Consider the following 18,564-nt stretch of genomic DNA (forward strand, 5'->3'; position numbering starts at 1 on the left):
TCCCGACTGCGCGCCCGGCCGACACCCCCGAAGGAGCACAGGTGGCTCTCCTAGCCCTCACATGGCGCACAGCCAAGCCCTATAAGGGCTGGTTGGTCGCGGTTTTTGCGCTGCAGCTCATCTCGACCATCGCGGCGCTCTACCTGCCGAGCCTCAACGCCCAGATCATCGACGAGGGTGTCTCCACGGGCAATACCGACTTCATCTGGGCCACGGGCATGACCATGCTCACGGTCTGCCTCGTGCAGGTCGCCGCGGCCATCGGCGGCGTCTACTTCGGCGCCAAGGCGGCCATGGCCATCGGCCGAGACCTGCGACGCGAGGTCTACCGCAAGGTCGATTCGCTCGGCGCCCTCGAGGTGGGCGGCTTCGGCAGCGCCACCCTCATCACGCGCGGTACCAACGACGTGCAGCAGGTGCAGATGCTCGTGCTCATGGCGCTCAACTTCATGGTCTCGGCGCCCATCATGTGCGTCGGCGGCATCATCATGGCGCTGCGCGAAGACGCCGGGCTGTCGTGGCTCGTGTGGGTGAGTGTTCCGCTGCTCTTCATCATCGTCGGGTTCCTGGTCTACCTGCTGCTGCCCCTCTTCCGCCTCATGCAAGACCGCATCGACGGCATCAACAGCGTGCTGCGCGAGCAGATCGTCGGCATCCGCGTGGTGCGGGCCTTCGTGCGCGAGCCGTTCGAATCCGAGCGCTACGACCGGGCCAACGAGGCGCTCACGCGCGTCTCGGTCAAGGTCGGCAACATCTTCGTGCTCATGTTCCCCGTCATCATGATGGTGCTGCACCTGGCCACCGCGGCCGTGCTGTGGTTCGGCGGCCAGCGTGTCGAGGCCGGCGAGATGCAGGTCGGCTCGTTGACCGCGTTCCTGCAATACCTGCTGCAGATCCTCACGGCCGTCATGATGGGCGTCTTCATGGCCATGATGATCCCGCGCGCCGTGGTCTGCGCCGAGCGCATCACCGAGGTGCTCGAAACGACGCCCAGCCTCGAGGTGCCCACGAACGCCGATGTGCGCATCCCCACGGCCGGTCGCGTCGAGTTCAGCCATGTCACGTTCGGCTACCCGGGCGCCGAGCGTCCCGTGCTCGACGACGTCACGTTCACGGCCGAGCCGGGCAAGACCACCGCGATCGTCGGCTCGACGGGTTCGGGCAAGACGACGTTGCTATCGCTCATCCCGCGCCTCTACGACCCGCAAGAGGGTCAGGTCACCATCGACGGCGTGCCCGTGTCGGCGCTCACCCGCCAGCAGATGGCGGGCGTCGTGGGCATCGTGCCGCAGAAGCCCTACCTCTTCTCGGGCACCATCGGGTCGAACCTGCGCTTCGGGCGGCCCGACGCCGACGAGACCGAGATCTGGGCCGCGCTGCACACCGCGCAAGCCGACGACTTCGTGCGCGCCAAGCCGAAACAGCTCGACGACCGGGTGGCCCAGGGCGGCACCAACGTCTCGGGCGGCCAGCGGCAGCGGTTGTGCATCGCGCGCGCCCTCGTGGCCCGCCCGCGCGTCTACCTCTTCGACGACTCCTTCTCGGCGTTGGATGTCGCGACCGACGCCCGGCTGCGTGCGGCGCTCGCGAAAGACACGAGCGACGCGACCGTCATCATCGTGGCCCAGCGCATCGCCACCATCCGCGAAGCCGACCACATCCTCGTGCTCGACAACGGCGCCATCGTGGGCCGCGGGACGCACGACGAACTGCTCGAGACCAACGACACCTACCGTGAGATCGTCGAATCGCAGCTGACCACGGAAGGGGTGGCATGATGGCCCGTTCACCGCGCAAGGATCGTCGCGGCGCCGCATCCGACGCCCGCTCCGCCGACACCGGCTCGGCCGACACCCGGCAGGCGACCGAGATCACGGCCACCGAAGACGAGCTACTCGACCCCGAATTCGTGCCGAGCGAGGCCGACGGCGACATGTTCGGCGGTGCCCCGGCCAAGAAGGCGCAGCAGTTCTGGCCGTCGGCCAAACGGCTGATGGGACTGCTCGGGCCCGAGAAGGCGAAGATGACGCTCGTCGTGGCCCTGGTGGTCGTGTCGGTCGTGCTCACCGTGATCGCGCCCAAGATCCTCGGCCAGGCCATGGACACCATCTTCAAGGGTGTGCTCGGCGCGCAGCTGCCAGCGGGCGCCACGCTCGACCAGGTCGCGTCGGCGGCCCGTGCAAACGGCAACGGTCAATACGCCGACATGATCGAGGCATCCGGTGTCGTGCCGGGTCAGGGCATCGACTTCATGGTGCTCGGCCGCCTCATCATCATCGTGCTCGGCATGTATGTCATCGCCTCGACGCTCAACTGGGCGCAGGGCTATGTGCTCAACGGCCTCGTCATGCGCGTCGTCTACAAGCTGCGCAAGGACATCGAGACGAAGCTCAACCGCCTGCCGCTCAGCTACTTCGACACCCGCCAGCGCGGCGACCTCATGTCGCGCGTGACGAACGACGTCGACAACATCCAGACCGCGCTGCAGCAGGCGTTCTCGCAGCTCGTGCAATCGGCCCTCACCGTGATCGGCATCATCGCCATGATGTTCATCGTGTCGTGGCAGCTGGCCCTGATCGCGCTCATCGCCCTGCCGCTCTCGGCGCTCGTGGCCGGTGTGATCGGTTCGCGCTCGCAAAAGCTGTTCTCGGCGCAATGGAAGAACACCGGTTCGCTCAACGGGCACATCGAAGAGTCGTTCTCCGGGCTCGAACTCGTGCGCGTCTTCGGCCGCGACAAAGAGATGCTGAAGGAGTTCGACGAGCGCAACGACAAGCTCTACAACGCCGCGTTCGGCGCCCAGTTCGTCTCGGGCATGATCATGCCAGCCATGACGTTCGTGTCCTACCTGTCCTACGTACTCATCGCCGTGGTCGGCGGGCTGCGCGTGGCCTCGGGCCAGATGACGCTCGGCGACGCGACGGCCTTCATCCAGTACTCGCGCGAGTTCTCGCAGCCGCTCGGCCAGATCGCCGGCATGGCCAACCAGCTGCAATCCGGCGTGGCGTCGGCCGAGCGCACCTTCGAGCTGCTCGACGCCGACGAACAAGACCCCGACACCGTCACGGCGCATCTGCCCGAGAGCGCCGACGGGCACGTCGAATTCGACGGCGTCTCGTTCAGCTACACGCCCGAGAAGCCGCTCATCGAGGATCTGTCGTTCTCGGCCAAACCGGGCGAGACGGTGGCCATCGTCGGGCCGACCGGCGCCGGCAAGACCACGCTCGTCAACCTGGTCATGCGGTTCTACGAGCTGACCGGCGGGCGCATCCTGCTGGATGGTGTCGACGTGACGGCCCTGTCGCGGGCCGAGCTGCGCTCGCAGGTGGGCATGGTGCTGCAAGACGCGTGGCTGTTCGAGGGGTCGATTCGCGAGAACATCCGCTATGGGCGCCTCGATGCCACCGACGACGAGGTGACGGCGGCCGCCGAAGCCACCATGGTCGACCGGTTCGTGCGCCAGCTTCCCGACGGCTACGACACCGTCATCGACGCCGACGGTGGCAGCATCTCGGCGGGCGAGCGGCAGCTCATCACCATCGCGCGCGCGTTCATCGCGCAGCCCAAGCTGCTCATCCTCGACGAGGCGACCTCGTCGGTCGACACCCGCACCGAGCTGCTCGTGCAGCACGCCATGGCCGCGCTGCGCACCGACCGCACGTCGTTCGTGATCGCGCACCGGTTGTCCACGATCCGCGATGCCGACACCATCCTCGTGATGGAAAACGGGCGCATCGTCGAGCAGGGGTCGCACGACGTGCTGCTCGCCGCGAACGGGTCCTATGCCGAGCTCTATCGCACGCAGTTCCGCGGCGGTCAGGACGAGCTCGTGGCCGATGCCGAGGCGGCGGGGCTGCACAGCTGACGCGTGCGCTGCTGCGCGCGTGCGCGACGTTTCGTCCGACGGGCGGAGTCGTAGCCCCGAGTGGGCTGCGCCGTGCGTCAGAGGATGGTGACTTCGTCGTTGAAGGTCGAGAGCAGTTGGGCGAAGCGCACGACATCGTCGTCCGACCAGGCGTCGAGGGCGCGGCCGAAGCGTTCGTGCGTGGCCGAGCGGATGGCGGTGAGGCGGGCCTGGGCCTCGGGGGTGGCGCTGAACGCGCGCACGCGGCCATCCGAATCGTTGGCGACGCTGACGACGAAACCGGCCTCGGCGAGCAGCTTCAGCTGGCGGCTCACGAAGCTCTTGTCCATGCCGGTCTCGGTCGCGATGTCGGCGGGGCGCACGGGCTGTCGTCGCACGATCGTCCGCAGCACCAGGTAGGTGGTCGGCTGCATGCCGGCGTCGAACGCGTCGGCGTTCTTGGCCACGACCCGGCGCGCCGTGCGCACGAGGCGCCCGACATCCTGTTCGAGCGAACTGATGGCGTCTTGCCGGCTGGGAGTGGCGTCGGTCATGGGTTAAGGATGCCCGATCGGGCTGGGTGATGCGCACGCTTTCGCCCGATTCGAGGTTCGTCGTTGAATGTTAGGGATCTAACTGTTAGAGTTCTAACCATGAGCGAAGAATGGACCGGACCCGGCGGAACGTTGGGGCTCGTGAGGTGGATCGGGTTGGCGCAGCGCAAGGCTGCCGAAGACTGGATCCGCACGCGCGGGCTCAGCCACGAACAGGGTTTCGTGCTGGGCTATCTGGTGCAGAACCCCGGTTCTATTCAGCGAGACATCGCCCAGGTGAGTCGCACGGCACCGGCCAGCGTCTCGAGCCTTCTGCAGGGTCTCGAGCGACGCGAGCTCATCGAGCGGCGCACCGAGAACGGTGACGAACGCCGCAAACGGGTCTATGCCACCCCGGCCGGCGCCGAACTGGTCGCCGGGTTTGCCGACGCGGTCGCCGCGGTCGACGAGACCATTCTCGAACCGCTGACCGCCGACGAGCGCGCCGCACTCGACGCGCTCCTACTCAAGATCACCGCGAAACTGCCCCAACCGACCCGGCCGTAGCCGGCGATACGCGGCCCCGGCCGTGTAGCTCGAACATCCGCTCGCTGTCGGAGTAGCGCCACCGACAGCTCGACCTTCGTCATGCCCATCAGGGGCACGCACCGCGCAGACGACCGCCGTCTCAAGGCGGTGTTCGGCGCGCCCACACACCCATCCTCGCCGTGCCGGCGTTCGTCGGCGCGCGCTCTGACCTGCCCAGAAAGGAGCAGTCATGAGCATTCAGAACCCGTCCAACCCGTCCGCCGACACGGTCGGCTCCAACCGCTGGTACCTCTCCTCGGCGCCCATCGTGCGCGCCCTCATCCATCTCTGCATCCCCATGGCGGCCGCCATGATCGTCGGCGCCGTCTACAACGTGATCAACGCCGGGTTTATCGGCTCGCTGCACGACACGACGCTGCTCGCGGCCGTCACTCTCGGTTCGCCGCTGCTCGCGCTCGTCATGGCGGTCGGCGGCGTCTTCGGAACGGGAGGCGGCGCGCTCATCTCACGCTTGCTCGGGGCCGCCGAACACGATCCCGCGAAAGCATCCGAGATCAAGCACGTGTCCGCGTTCTCGGTGTGGGGCGCCGTGATCGTGGGCGCCGTGCTGGGTGGCATCGGGTTGCTGCTGCTCAACCCGCTCGTCGCGCTGCTCGGTGCGGATGCCGCATCCGCCCCCGCCACGGCCGGATTCGTCGCCGTCACGCTGGCGTTCGTGCCCGTTCTCGCCGCCGCGTTCTGTCTCGAACAGCTCGTGCGGGCCGAGGGCGCCTCGCGTCAGGTGATGGTGGGGCTCATCGCATCCACGATTGCGAACGTCGTCTTCGACGTGCTGTTCATCCTGGTGCTGCACTGGGGTGTGGCGGGGGCGGCGCTGGCGGTGGGGCTCGCGAACTTCGTCGTGATCGGCTACTTCGCCGTGTGGCTGCACCGCAACAGCGAGCACCTGAGCCTGGCGCCGCGCTGGTTCACGCTGTCGCCCGCCGTGGTGAAGCCCGTGTTCGCGGTGGGGGTGAGCGAGCTGTTCCAGGCGTCGTTCCTCATCGTGACGGCGCTCGTGCTCAACAACCTCGCCGCGAACTATGGCGACGGCGCGCTCGCGGCCATGGGGGTCGCGGTGCGCATCGCCCAGGTGCCCGAGTTCCTGCTGATGGGCGTGACGCTGGGCGTGCTGCCGCTGCTCGCCTACGCCTACGGCAAGGGTGACCGCGCGCGATTCGCGGCGGCGGTGCGCACCTCGGCCGTGACGGTGGGCGCGATCGGGCTGGTCGCGGCGAGCCTGGCCTTCGTGTTCCGTGAGCAACTCTTCGGTGCGTTCGTGTCGGATGCCTCAGTGCTAGCCCTCGGCGCCACCGTCCTGACCGCGCAGCTCGTGGCCATGATCGCGAACGGGTTCACGGGACTGCTGACGTCGACGTTCCAGGCGACGGGTCGAGCCGTGGCCGCGACGACCATGTCGCTCACGCAGGGCCTGCTCTTCATCCCCGTCGTGCTGCTCGGCAACCTGTGGTTCGGCCTGCCCGGCATCATCTGGGCGCTGACCGTGACCGAGGGCGTGATGCTGCTGGTCGGCATCGGGCTGCTCGTGGGGTCGCACCGGTCCATCGACCGCGGGCTCGCCGAGGGCAGCGCCGAACGCGCCGAGCGGATGCTGGAGGAAGCCGCCGTCTGACCGACGCGCGAATCGGCGGGCCCACGCGTCAAGACGAGGGCCGCGGCCAGGAGGGTCACGCTGATCAGGGCGGTGAGAGGTGTGATGCCGACGACGAGCAGCGAGACCACGCCGACGATGCCGAGCGCGTTGGCTGAGATCATCACTGACACCCACCATGAGGGCGTGCAGCGCCACGATGAGGACGAGGCAGGCTGCCCGCACGAGATCGACGGCGCCGTCGCGACCACGGGTTGCCGAGCGATCGGCCGTGCCGACATCGGCGTTCAATGCTGTTTTGAAGCTCATGTTTCGACGCTATGAGCGGCCGCTCGCGCACGGCATGGTGCGAGCGCCCGTCCCGCTGGGGGACAACCCCCAGGCCCCGACGTGCGATGGCGGATGCGGCGGGGGAATGGCGAATGCGGCGACGCGCGTTAGCCTTCCCACACGGCGTTGTTCGTGTTCCACCCTCGCAGAAAGGTGCCACCGTGCTCGCACTCGAGATGGTCGTCATCCTGGGCATCACCATTTTGATCTGCACCGTCGTGGCCCGCCGCGCCCGAGTCGCCCCGCCCATTCTGCTGCTCGTGTGTGGAGTGTTGCTCGGCTTCATCCCCGCGCTGCGCGGCGTGCAGTTGCCGCCCGAGGCCGTGCTCCTCCTCTTCCTGCCGGCGCTGCTCTACTGGGAGAGCATCACCACGTCGCTGCGCGAGATTCGCAAAAACCTGCGCGGCATCATGCTCATGTCCACGCTGCTCGTGATCGTCACGGCCGCGGCGGTCGCCGTCGTGGCCCACCAGCTCGGGCTCGCGTGGGGTCCGGCCTGGGTGCTCGGTGCGGCCGTCGCGCCCACGGATGCCACGGCCGTCGCCGCGCTCACCAAATCGTTGCCGCGCCGCAACGTCACACTCTTGCGTGCCGAGAGCCTCATCAACGACGGCACCGCGCTCGTGCTCTATTCGATCGCCGTCGCGGTGACGGTCGGCGAGATCACGTTGTCGCCCGGCTACCTCGCCGGATCACTCGCTCTCTCCTACGGCGGCGGTGCTCTCGCCGGGGCGCTCGTGGCCGGCATCGTGATCCTGCTGCGCCGACGCACGGGGGATGCCCTCACCGAGAACATCGTGATCGTGCTCACGCCCTTCGCGGCCTTCCTTGTCGCCGACCTGATCGGCGCATCGGGCGTGCTGGCGGTTGTCGTCGCGGGACTCATCATGAGCCAGGCGGGGCCGCGCGTGGGTCGCGCCGACAGCCGGCAAATCTCCGAGTCCTTCTGGGGATTGTCGACCTTCCTGCTGAACGCCTCCCTCTTCGTGCTCGTCGGCATCGAGGTGCAGGCGGCTGTGCGGGGCCTCAGCATGTCTCAACTCGGCGACGGGCTTCTGGCGGTCGGCGCCGTGTCGGTGCTGCTCGTGGCCGTGCGGTTCGCGTTCCTCTTCGGCAGCGCCTACCTCATCCGGCTCGTCGACCGCCGGCCCTCGCAGCGCGCCCGCCGACAGACGCACGGCGCCAGCGTGATCAGCGGCATGTCGGGTTTCCGCGGTGCCGTGTCGCTGGCCGCCGCGCTGGCCGTCCCGCGCACGGTCGCGTCGGGTGCACCGTTCCCCGACCGCGACATGATCGTCTTCGTCACGACGGGCGTCATCGTGGTGTTGCTGGTCATCCCCGGTCTGCTGCTGCCGGCCATCGTGCGCTGGGCGAACCTGCCGACCGACACCGGTGTCGACGCCGAGCGCCGGCTCGCCGAGGTCTACGCCAACGAGAAGGCGCTCGAAGCTCTGCCCGACCTCGGGCGAGAGAGCGGGGCGACGGATGACGTGATCGAACGCCTGCGCACGGAATACGCCGACCACCTCGACGTGCTGCGCGCCGAACCTGACGAGGCCGAGGGCACCGAGACGCTCGCCCGCCACGACCACTACAGCCAGTTGCGCCTCGCCCTCATCGGACGCAAACGAGCGGCCGTCGTGCAGCTGCGCGACGAGGGCCGCATCGACGACATCGTGCTGCGCGACATCCAGGACCGCCTCGACATCGAAGAGGTGCGCATCGTCGGCCGCGGGCACGCGGAGTAGTGCAGACCGATCGTCGGCACTCGAGAGGTTGCGACGCGCGTGGCCGGACGGAACATAGCAAGGAGCCTTGGGCGCTTCAATTGTGACGGCGGCCTGAATGCCCTCTGATCCCGAGCGCGATGAGCGCGATCCCGCCGGCGACCCCGGCTATTCCGACTAAGGGGACGTCTGCGATTGGGAGGTAAGCAAGGCTGGTCGTGCCGATAACGGAACCAGCCAGGACTGCGGGCAAATCGAGTTTGGTTGACATCGTAGATCTCCTGTTCCTATCGAAACCTGGCTGTCGAGCGCCACAGATCGCGACAGGGCCCAGACAGTCCGGCGGCACCGCCGAAGATCGCTGCGCCGATTGCCTGCCAACTACGCGAGGCGCCCCCAACCAGTGCGCCTGCGAGGGTGAGGTTGCACTGCAAGAGGAGATTGCGCTCGCGAGCGCTCAACTTCGGCGTTGGAGCGTAGATGTTCTTACCGTTCTGCTGGCCGATGCATCCCGAAGAAGAGTTGCAATACTCCGCAGGACTCCAGAAGGATTCTCGCGCTGCGACAGGTGTTGCTGAGGCCAGCGTTAGTCCACATACGATCGCCGCGATCACGATTCGTCTTCTGATATTTTTCATGTTGGAATTAAGACATCTGGGGGGTGGTCGGTAAAGACCGCACGCATCATTTGAGTGGCGTGTGCAGCAAGTTGAGTATTCAGGGCCGGCGCGCTGAGTATTTGGCCGCTCTCATTGAGTAGCTGAGGTGGCCGAAAGTGCGCTGGCTGCGCGCCGACTGAGTGGCGCGAGCGGCCGCGGGCACAGTGTTTGTCGAGGAGGGGGCTCTAGGTTTGGGGGCATGACGCTCGTTCAGAACCCGCGCCCTTCTCGTTTTCGTGTCAGCCCTCGGCTGGCGGCCACTCTGGCGGGCGGGATGCTGGCGGCCGGTGCCCTGACCGGGTGCTCCACCGTCGAGGGCATCGTCGCCGAGCAGGTCGACAAAGCCACGTGTGCGATCGGGTCGGGTGTCATCGACCAGGTGTCGACGAACGTCTCCGATGCGATCGCGCAGATCCAGGTTGACCCGTCGGGTGCCCTCAACACGCTCGAGACCGCGCGCGCGACCCTCGCGGCTGCCGGCGCCACCGCCGTCGAAGGATCCGAGACGGCCGACGCCATCGCGGGGTTGCGGTCCACGGTCGACGACCTGATCGCCCTGGCCAACGACGCCGTCGATGGCACGTCGGTCGACCCGCAGGCGCTGGCCGATCTGCAGGAGCAGAGCGAGGCTCAGATCAAGCAGCTCGTCGGCATCTGCTGACTCACCCGCCCCCGGAATCCAGACGCACGGTGTAGACCTACGCCGCCACGCCTGCTACGGTCGTATCTCATATACGATCCGATGAAGGGCGGTGAGCGATGGCGCTCCCCACGGCGGCACCCCCGTCACGAACGACGTTCGTGCTCGAACTCTTGCGCTCCGGCATCCTGAACGGCGATTTCCCAGCGGGTCGCGCGCTCGTCGAAAGCGAGCTGGCGGTCGAACTCGGGGTGTCGAAGACGCCCGTGCGCGAGGCGCTCAAGACGCTCGAGGGCGCGGGACTCGTCGTCATCCGCCCCTACGCCGGCGCCTCCGTGCGCTCGCTCACCGAGGCCGAAGTCGAGGCGATCTATGACATGCGCCTCTTGATCGAGCCCGAGGCGGTGCGCCGCAGCATCCGAAACGGGGTGGATGTCGGAGCCGCACGGGCTGCCCTCGACCGGGCTGCTTCGGCACCGGATGCCTCGGGGCGCAGCACGGCCAACCGCGACTTCCACCGCATCCTCTTCGCGGCCTGCGGCAACCCGATCCTCACGAAGACGCTCGACGACCTGCGCGACCAGATCGCGCTCGTCTCGGTGTCGGCGTGGGCGCGCACGGCCTCGTGGCAGAAAGAGGCCGACGAGCACGCGCGCATCCTCGAGGCCGCCGAGGCGGGCCGAGCCGACGAAGCCGCCGCGCTCGTGGCCGCGCATATCGACGATTTCTCGCGTCGGCAGAGCCGAGAGGAGCCGTAGCGCCAGCCCCAGAACACCAGCACCACACGCACACGCACACGCGTCAGGATGCGGCCCGGTCACCGGCAAGTAAGCGGGCCGCACCCCTTCACCACGTTCCCTGACGGGAGCGCTCACCGTTACTAGCTAGGAGCAACGATGCTTCATCATGACACACGGCCTCAGGCCACCGACCGGCCGTCCCGGCCCCGCCCGCAGCGCAGCAATATGCGCTGGACGATCGTCGGATTCTCGGCCCTCGGCCTCGCCATCGCCTACCTCGACCGGGCCGCCCTCAGCGTGGCCCTGCCCTTCATGTCGAAGGAATTCGAGATCAGCCCCGCCATCCAGGGTCTGCTCCTCTCCTCCTTCTTCTGGACCTACGCCCTCTTCCAGATTCCCTCGGGATGGCTGCTCGACAAGTTCGGCCCGCGCGTGATCTATCCGATCGCGGTCGGGTGGTGGTCGATCTGGACCGCTCTGACCGTCTTCTCGACCGGCGTCGTAAGCGTCATCGTGTTCCGCCTGGGGCTCGGCATCGGCGAGGCGCCCGTGCAGCCCGCCAACGTGAAGGTCGTCTCGAAGTGGTTCCCGCGCAAGGAGCGCGCCTTCGCCTCGAGCCTGTTCGACATGGGGCAGCAGATCGGCACCGCGGTGTCTGTTCCGCTCGTCACGTTCTTCGCGATCACGTTCGGCTGGCGGTTCGCCTTCGTGCTCATCGCCGCGGTGGGTGTGCTGTGGATCATCGGCTGGGTGGCCGTCTATCGGTCCCCCGAGACCCACCCGCGCGTGTCGCAGGCGGAGCTCGATTACATCCGCTCGGATCAGGGCGAGATGGTCGAGCAGGAGCTGTCGGGCGAGAAGAAGCCGTGGCGCGACCTGCTGAAGAACAACCAGGTGTGGGCGCTCACGTTCGGTTACATCTTCCGCTCGCTGGCCGGCGCGTTCTTCCTCACCTGGTATCCGAGCTATCTTCTGAACGACCGCAACTTCAGCGAAGAAGACTTCGGTCTCGTGGGTGCGATTCCGGCGATCATCGCCATCGGCGCCACCGTGCTGGGCGGCATCGTCTCGGACCGCATGCTGGCGGCGGGGCTCTCGACCAACGTGGCGCGCAAGGTGCCCATCATCTCGGGTCTCGTGCTGAGCGCGTGCATCGGGTTCAGCCCGTTCATCGACAGCAACCTGGTGCTCATGATCGTGCTCACGGTGTCGAGTGCCGCTCACTCCTTCGCGGGTGCGGCCATCCTGAGCCTTCCCGGCGAGGTCGCCGACTCACCCGACACGGTGGGCTCGATCGCGGGCTTCCAGAACTTCGGCTCGCAGGTGGGAAACCTGATCAGCCCCATCGCGATCGGACTGTTTCTCACCTTCAGCAACAACTCCTACGTCGGCCCCATGATCTTCGCCGCCGTGAGTTGCCTGATCAGCGCCTCGATCTATGCCTTCTGGGTGCGCATCAAACCCGTCAAGACGCTCGACGAGGTCGCCGCGCTGCGACCCGAGAACACGGAGAACCACGCATGACCCTGACGAACGCCAACCCCGGCAACGCGGCTCGAGCCTCGCTGCCCGCCGACCGCACGGCCGCCGACCGCACACCCGCCGACGAGACGGCCAACCCCGAGCTCGCCGACCTGCGACGACGCCTCAACACCGTGATCGGCATCCCCGTCGTGCCCTATGACGAAGACGGCGCCGTCGATCTCGACCTCACGGCCGCGCTCACGCGACGCCTCGTGCAGAACGGCGTCACGGCCCTCACTCCGAACGGCAACACGGGCGAGTTCTATGCCCTCTCGCCGCGCGAACGCCGAGACGTGCTCGCGGTCGTCATCGGCGCCGCACAACCCGAGACGGTCATCATCGCAGGTGTCGGTTTCGACCTCGACACCGCGGTCTCGGACGCCCGATTCGCGCGGGACGCCGGCGCCCACGCGATCATGGTGCACCAACCCGTGCTGCCCTACCTGTCGCCGGGCGGCTGGGTCGACTACGTGACCACGGTCGCCCAGGCGGTGCCCGAGCTGGGCGTGCTGCCCTACGTGAGTTCGACGCTCATCACGGGGGCGGATGTCGCGAGCCTCGCCGACCGCGCCCCCAACGTGATCGGGCTGAAGTACTCGGTGCCCGACCCGGCCTTCTTCGCCACCACCCGCTTCCACGCGGGCGGCGACCTGCTATGGATCGCGGGTCTCGCCGAGTCCTACGCCCCCGCCTACTGGTCGGCCGGGGCCCGGGCCTTCACGTCCGGCCTCGTGAACGTGTCGCCCCGAGTCTCGCTCGACATGTTCGACGCCCTGGCCCGCGGCGACGCCGAGGCGGCCAACGATGTGTGGCGCGACATCCGCCTCTTCGAGGAGCTGCGCGCGCGCAACCGCTCGGCCGACAACGTGTCGGTGGTGAAGGAGGCCATGCATCAGCTGGGTCTCTGCCTGCCCAGCGTCCGGCCGCCGAGCCGGGCCCTGACCACCGAGGGGGCCGCCGAGGTCGCCCGGTCGATCGCCGCCTGGCCCGCCCTTACGGGGGTGCGCGCATGAGCCTGCGCATCGACCGGCTGCAGACCTTCCTGCAGCGCGTGGGCAACCGGCCGCGCGTGCTCGTCAAGATCACGACCGACGGCGGGCTCGAGGGGTGGTCAGAGGTCTACAACCACGGCCCCGACCTGGCGTTCCCGCCCATGCTCGACTACCTCTTCGCCCAGATCAGGGGCATGGATGCCTCGCGCACGAGCTTCATCAACCAATACCTACTCCAGTCCTCGCGTTTCCCTCCGGGCGCCATGGGTCTTGCGGCTATCGCGGCTATCGACCACGCGCTCTGGGACATCGCGGGCAAGGCCGCCGGGCTGCCCGTCTACCGACTGCTCGGCGGTTCGGTTCGCGACCGCGTGCGCGTCTACGCCGGCCTGTATTCGGCGCCCGACCTGCCCGACCTGCAGGACCAGACGGCGGCCCTCAACGAGCGGAACGGGTTCACGGCGTTCAAGCTCAGCCCGTATCGCAGCGACATCCACCGCACGCGTTTCGGGCTGGCGGCGCGCGAATTGGGCGACTATTTCGCGAGCGTGCGGGCAGGTCATCCGGATGTGTGGGAGTTCGCGTTCGACGCGCACGCCTGCCTGTGGGAGCCGCGCCAGGCCGTCGAGCTCGGGGCCGCGTTGGCGCCCTCGGAGCCGCTGTTCCTCGAGGAGCCGATTCGTCCCGAGTACATTCCGGCGTGGGCGCGCATTCGACAGGAGCTGGCTGTGCCGCTGGCCACCGGGGAATCGCTCTACTCGCCCAACGAGTTCCTGACGCTGCTCACGGCGCAGGGGGCCGACATCATCCAGCCCGATATCTGTGTCGTCGGCGGGCTCACGCAGATGGTGAAGATCGCGGCGCTCGCCGAGGCGCACTACGTGCCCGTGTCGCCGCACAACCCGCTCGGGCCGCTGGCGACCGCCGCCAATGTGCACTTCGCGGCGGCGACCGTGAACTTCGGGATTCTCGAGTTCAAGCCCGACCCGGTGTCGTGGTGCCACGACCCCTATGAGCCCGTCGACGGGCACCTCGAGTTGCGGCCCGACCGACCCGGCTGGGGGATCGAGATCGACGAAAGCGCGCTCGTCGAGGACGACTGGGTGCACTGGCAGCGCGTGGTGCCGACGAAGACGGATGGATCGACAGCATGGATGTAGGACGCGAACAGGTGGGTGAGACATCCGCCGCGGAACTCGACGTGATCATGGCTCGCGCCGTTGCGGCCGCGCGGGTAGCCGAGGGTGTGCCCGCTGTCGAGCGCCGGCGCTGGCTGGTCGCGGCGGCCGACGCGATCGACGCCGACGCCGCCGAGCTGGTGCGGATCGCTGCTCGCGAGAGCCACTTGCCCGAGGCCCGCCTGACGGGCGAACTCGCGCGCACGACCGCGCAGCTGCGGCTGTTCGACCGCGTGCTCGACGAGGGTTCATATCTCGAGGCGACGATCGACCACCCCGACCCGTCGGCCACGCCGCCCGTGCCCGACCTGCGGCGCATGCTCGTGCCGCTCGGCGTGGTCGCGGTGTTCTCGGCCTCGAACTTTCCGTTCGCGTTCTCGGTGGCGGGCGGCGACACGGCGTCGGCGCTCGCGGCCGGTAATGCGGTGGTCGTGAAGGCGCACCCCGGGCATCCCGAGCTGTCGGAGCGCACGGCTCGCACGGTCACCGCGGCCCTTGCCGAGGCGGGTGCCCCCGACGGACTGTTCGCGCTCGTCAGCGGTTTCGATGTGGGCCCCCTGTTGGTCGAGCATCCGGACACGGCCGCCGTGGGTTTCACGGGGTCTGTTCCGGGTGGCCGCGCGTTGTTCGACATCGCGGCCCGTCGCCCCTCGCCCATCCCGTTCTATGGCGAGTTGGGCAGCCTGAACCCCGTCGTCGTCACGCCCGACGCGTTGCGCCAGCGCGGCGCGGAACTTGCGCGCGGGCTCTCCGAATCGGTCACGCTGGGCGCCGGGCAGTTCTGCACCAAACCGGGTGTCGTCTTCGTGCCCGGGGGTGAACGGGCTTCGGATGCCTTCGCCGCTGCGGTCGCTCAGTCGCTGCCCGACACGACCTGGACGCTGCTGACGCCGTCGATCGCCGAGGGCTTCGCCCGGCGCACGGCCGAGCAGCTCGCCGCGGGCGCTGTCGCGGTCGGCGGTTCGGCGGGCGCTTCGGCGGGATCCTCCAGTGCGAAATCGGGCGCAGCGGAGGAGGCGATTGCCGGCTCGGACGTCGGGATTCCAGGCGCGGGTGCTGACGCAGGCGCGAGCGCCGACGGACAGGTCGCCCCGGTCATCCTGAGCGCGGATGTGTCGACCGTTCTCGCACACGCCGACACGCTGCTCGAGGAGAGTTTCGGCCCCTCGACGCTGCTCGTGCGTTATGCCGACGACGACGAGCTCGCCCGTGCCCTCACGGCGCTCGACGGCAGCCTGACGGCCACGATCCATGCCGAACCGAGCGAGGAGATCGGCGACCTGGTGGCCCTGCTGCGACCCCGTGCCGGCCGCATCCTTTTCGGTGGATGGCCGACGGGCGTTGCCGTCTCGTGGGCCCAGCACCACGGCGGCCCTTACCCCTCGACCACGTCGGTGCACACCTCGGTCGGTGCGACCGCCATCCGCCGCTGGCTGCGCCCCGTCACCTATCAGACGGCGCCCGAGGCGGCACTCCCGCCCGAACTGCGCGAGGGCAACCCTCTCGGCATCGTGCGCCGGGTCGACGGGGTTCTCGGCCGATCGTGAGCGACTCGGCGGCGGCCTAGCGCCTCAGTGCGAGCTGCTGCGGCCGTCGGCATCATCCGGGCCGTAGAGCTCGCGCGCCAGCTCGACCAGCGCCTCGACCTCGGGCCCGGCCTCGCCCCTCCGCCAAGCGAGCGACACCGGAATGCGCGGCGCGCCCGTGAGCGGACGGTAGGTCACGCCGCGGCGGGGGTGTCGCGCGACGGTCGCCTCCGCCGTGGTGCCGACGGCCCCGCCCGTGGCGATCTCGTCGAGCCACTCCTCGGTGCCCCAGATGCGGCGCATGGTGACGGCACCCTCGGGCCAGAGCGCCGCTGTCGTGGTGCTCCATTCGGGGTTGCCCACGACGACGTGGCCGACGAGGTCGTCGAGCGTGAGCGTGCGGCGCCGGGCCAACGGGTCGCCCGACGGCACGGCCGCGAACCGGCGCTCGCTGCCGATCGACGCGGTCTCGAACCGGTCGTCTACCTCGACCCGCAGCACGGCCACGTCGACCAGGTTCTCGGCCAGCCCCGCGGTGCGCGAATTCACGTTCATGAGTTCGAGGCGCCGGGCCGGATGCGTGACCCCCCACCGGCGGCGCAGCTCATCCGTATGCTCGCCGAACGCGGCCCAGGCATAGCCGACCCGCAGCGGAGTCGTGTGCCCGTCGGCCAGCGTCCGCACGGCCTCGAGTTCGGAGAGCACCTTGCGGGCCTGCGCGACCACGGCGGTTCCGAGAGTAGTCAGCTCGACTCCGCGCGGCCGACGCACGAGCAATTGTGCGCCGAGCTCTCGTTCGAGGGCCGCAATCGTGCGCGAGGCGGCTGCCTGCGAGAGCCCGACGGCTATGGCCGCATCCGTGATCGTTCCGGCGTCGTCGCACGCCACGAGAACGCGCAGCGAGCGGATGTCGAGAGCCATGCACTCAGCGTATGGCAGCGCGTCCTCGCGCATTACGTTCGCCGCCAAACCCGAGGCAGTCTTCCTGTGTGGAGAATCAACCCGCTCAAGAACCCGCTCGGCAATCGGCTCAGCAACCCGCTCCGCCGGCCCGCCGCCTCACCGGCGTGGCGATGATGATTGCCTCGGCCGCGAGCAACCAATTTGGTGCCGCGGTCGGGGCCGGGGCCTTCGCCACCATCGGGCCGCTCGGTGTCGTCGCCGTTCGGCAGTTCGTGGGCGCGGCCGTGCTCATGACGACGGTGCGGCCGCCGCTCCGCCGCTTCACCCGGCGCCAGTGGTGGCCCGTGATCGTGCTCGGCGGAGTCTTCGTCGTCATGAACCTGAGCCTCTATACGGCCGTCGATCGCATCGGCCTGGGACTGGCGGTGACGCTCGAGTTCCTCGGACCGCTGGGCGTGGCGCTCGCCGCATCCCGCCGGCTCGTCGATGTCGGTGCCGCCATCGCCGCACTCATCGGCGTCTACGTGTTGGTGCTGCCGGGCCCGTCGAGCGACGTGTGGGGCATCGCGAGCGGTTTGTTGGCGGGGGCTTGCTGGGCCTCGTACATTCTTCTGAGTCGGCTGATCGGCCAGCGGACGGAGGGTTTGCAGGGCGCCGCCGCGTCGAGCGCGGTGGCGGCAGCGATGTCTCTGCCGGTAATCGCGATCTTCGCGGTGCAGGGGCGTTTCACCGCGCCGGCCGTGCTCGCCGCGGCCGTTGCGGGACTGCTCTGCACCGTCGTGCCCTATGCCCTCGACCTGTTAGCTCTGCGTTTCGTGCCAGCTGCCGCCTTCGGCGTGTTCATGAGCGTGAACCCGGTGCTGGCGGCCGTGGCCGGCCTCGTCGTGCTCGCCCAGGTTCCGGCGCCGCACGAGTGGCTGGGTGTCGCGATCGTGGTCGCCGTGAACGTCTGGGTGACGGTGCGCGGCTCTAGAGGGGCGGCGGCGGTGTGAGTGGCTCGACAGGTTTCTCGCTGGTCACGACGGCATCGACACCAGCGTCGGTCAGTGCCGCGCCGAGGGCCGCGACGACCCGGCTCGTTGCCGCGACGTCGTCGGCGGGCGCGTGCCAGAACTGCACGGTGAGGCTGATGCGTTCGGGTTCGATCGTGCGCACGATGACGGCGGGCGGATGCTCGGGCCGCAGCCCGGCCACCGTGCCCAGTGCGGTGAGCGCGACATCCGTGACCGCCGCGAGCGGTGTCGTCGAGCGAAAGCGCACCTGCACCTCGGAGCGCCGCCGGCCCAACTCGGAGTGGTTGACGAGCGGCTCCTCGAGCAGCAGCGAGTTGGGCACGTGCACGGTGCACCCGTCGCGCGTGGTGATCACGACGCTGCGGCCGTTGAGTTCGCGCACGCGGCCGATGTAGTCGCCCGCCTCGATCTCGTCGCCCACCTTGAGCGGGTGGCGGGTCTGCAGCACGATGCCCGCGGCGAAGTTGGCCGAGATGCCGCGCAGCGCGAGGAAGATGACGGCCGCGACGATGAGCCCCACGGCGAGGAACGGTTGGATAGAGGCGCCGAGGAAGGCGAACGCCGTTCCGATGCCGAGGAGCAGCACGGCGTAACGCACGATGCGCGCCGTGAGGATGGCCGCCCCTTCGCTGATTCCTTGCAGTCGCCGAAGCGCCGCGAGCACACCCTTGCGCGCGTAGATGGACAGGATCCACCCGACGAGCACGCTGCCCGCCGCCAACCCGAGATCCCATCCGCTGACGCTCGTCGGCGTG

The 18,564-nt window shown here is 68.7% G+C and carries 16 protein-coding genes; 13 read left to right on the forward strand and 3 right to left on the reverse strand.

The window, feature by feature from the left end:
• The first annotated feature begins 41 nt into the window (after positions 1-41).
• Together ACUWEX_RS00690 and ACUWEX_RS00695 are read left to right on the forward strand one after the other, a co-directional pair.
• Entirely contained in the window at positions 42-1,778 is a 1,737-nt protein-coding gene (locus ACUWEX_RS00690; protein ID WP_445996766.1) for an ABC transporter ATP-binding protein, read from the forward strand.
• On the forward strand, positions 1,778-3,865 hold the full coding sequence (locus ACUWEX_RS00695) for an ABC transporter ATP-binding protein (protein ID WP_445997591.1): 2,088 nt from the start codon (positions 1,778-1,780) through the stop codon (positions 3,863-3,865). Before ACUWEX_RS00690 ends, ACUWEX_RS00695 begins: the two co-directional genes overlap by 1 nt.
• Positions 3,866-3,942: 77 nt before the next feature.
• On the opposite strand, the gene ACUWEX_RS00700 is transcribed toward ACUWEX_RS00695, so the two are convergent.
• Positions 3,943-4,398, reverse strand: coding sequence for a MarR family winged helix-turn-helix transcriptional regulator (locus ACUWEX_RS00700; RefSeq protein ID WP_445996767.1), 456 nt, complete (start codon positions 4,396-4,398; stop codon positions 3,943-3,945).
• Positions 4,399-4,497: 99 nt separating this feature from the next.
• On the opposite strand from ACUWEX_RS00700, the gene ACUWEX_RS00705 reads away from it, so the two are divergent.
• The 10 genes from ACUWEX_RS00705 to ACUWEX_RS00750 all read left to right on the forward strand — a co-directional run bounded on the left by ACUWEX_RS00705 (position 4,498) and on the right by ACUWEX_RS00750 (position 15,914).
• Positions 4,498-4,944, forward strand: a complete 447-nt coding sequence (locus ACUWEX_RS00705) for a MarR family winged helix-turn-helix transcriptional regulator (protein ID WP_079726390.1) — start codon at positions 4,498-4,500, stop codon at positions 4,942-4,944.
• Positions 4,945-5,155: 211 nt separating this feature from the next.
• Positions 5,156-6,598, forward strand: a complete 1,443-nt coding sequence (locus ACUWEX_RS00710; protein ID WP_445996768.1) for an MATE family efflux transporter — start codon at positions 5,156-5,158, stop codon at positions 6,596-6,598.
• 84 nt (positions 6,599-6,682) lie between these two features.
• Positions 6,683-6,901, forward strand: a complete 219-nt coding sequence (locus tag ACUWEX_RS00715) for a hypothetical protein (protein ID WP_445996769.1) — start codon at positions 6,683-6,685, stop codon at positions 6,899-6,901.
• A 167-nt stretch (positions 6,902-7,068) separates the two neighbouring features.
• Positions 7,069-8,655: a Na+/H+ antiporter gene (locus tag ACUWEX_RS00720; RefSeq protein ID WP_445996770.1), complete on the forward strand. Its 1,587-nt coding sequence runs from the start codon at positions 7,069-7,071 to the stop codon at positions 8,653-8,655.
• An 837-nt stretch (positions 8,656-9,492) separates the two neighbouring features.
• Entirely contained in the window at positions 9,493-9,954 is a 462-nt protein-coding gene (locus ACUWEX_RS00725) for a hypothetical protein (protein WP_445996771.1), read from the forward strand.
• A 98-nt stretch (positions 9,955-10,052) separates the two neighbouring features.
• Entirely contained in the window at positions 10,053-10,691 is a 639-nt protein-coding gene (locus tag ACUWEX_RS00730; RefSeq protein ID WP_079726395.1) for a GntR family transcriptional regulator, read from the forward strand.
• Between the two features lie 138 nt (positions 10,692-10,829).
• Positions 10,830-12,197, forward strand: a complete 1,368-nt coding sequence (locus tag ACUWEX_RS00735) for an MFS transporter (RefSeq protein WP_079726396.1) — start codon at positions 10,830-10,832, stop codon at positions 12,195-12,197.
• A complete protein-coding gene (locus tag ACUWEX_RS00740) occupies positions 12,194-13,210 on the forward strand; it encodes a dihydrodipicolinate synthase family protein (protein WP_445996772.1) in 1,017 nt (338 codons plus the stop codon). Before ACUWEX_RS00735 ends, ACUWEX_RS00740 begins: the two co-directional genes overlap by 4 nt.
• Positions 13,207-14,349 carry a mandelate racemase/muconate lactonizing enzyme family protein gene (locus ACUWEX_RS00745; RefSeq protein WP_445996773.1) on the forward strand — a complete coding sequence of 381 codons (1,143 nt, stop codon included), beginning with the start codon at positions 13,207-13,209 and terminating at the stop codon, positions 14,347-14,349. Before ACUWEX_RS00740 ends, ACUWEX_RS00745 begins: the two co-directional genes overlap by 4 nt.
• Positions 14,340-15,914 carry an aldehyde dehydrogenase (NADP(+)) gene (locus ACUWEX_RS00750; protein ID WP_445996774.1) on the forward strand — a complete coding sequence of 525 codons (1,575 nt, stop codon included), beginning with the start codon at positions 14,340-14,342 and terminating at the stop codon, positions 15,912-15,914. Before ACUWEX_RS00745 ends, ACUWEX_RS00750 begins: the two co-directional genes overlap by 10 nt.
• Before the next feature lie 24 nt (positions 15,915-15,938).
• On the opposite strand, the gene ACUWEX_RS00755 is transcribed toward ACUWEX_RS00750, so the two are convergent.
• Positions 15,939-16,814 carry a LysR family transcriptional regulator gene (locus ACUWEX_RS00755; RefSeq protein ID WP_079726399.1) on the reverse strand — a complete coding sequence of 292 codons (876 nt, stop codon included), beginning with the start codon at positions 16,812-16,814 and terminating at the stop codon, positions 15,939-15,941.
• Positions 16,815-16,882: 68 nt separating this feature from the next.
• Between ACUWEX_RS00755 and ACUWEX_RS00760 the strand changes: the two genes are divergently transcribed.
• Positions 16,883-17,788: an EamA family transporter gene (locus tag ACUWEX_RS00760; RefSeq protein WP_445996775.1), complete on the forward strand. Its 906-nt coding sequence runs from the start codon at positions 16,883-16,885 to the stop codon at positions 17,786-17,788.
• Here ACUWEX_RS00760 and ACUWEX_RS00765 read toward each other — a convergent pair.
• Positions 17,766-18,530: a mechanosensitive ion channel family protein gene (locus ACUWEX_RS00765; RefSeq protein WP_445996776.1), complete on the reverse strand. Its 765-nt coding sequence runs from the start codon at positions 18,528-18,530 to the stop codon at positions 17,766-17,768. The genes ACUWEX_RS00760 and ACUWEX_RS00765 overlap by 23 nt on opposite strands.
• Between the last annotated feature and the right edge of the window lie 34 nt (positions 18,531-18,564).

It is taken from the genome of Okibacterium fritillariae (assembly GCF_052783725.1).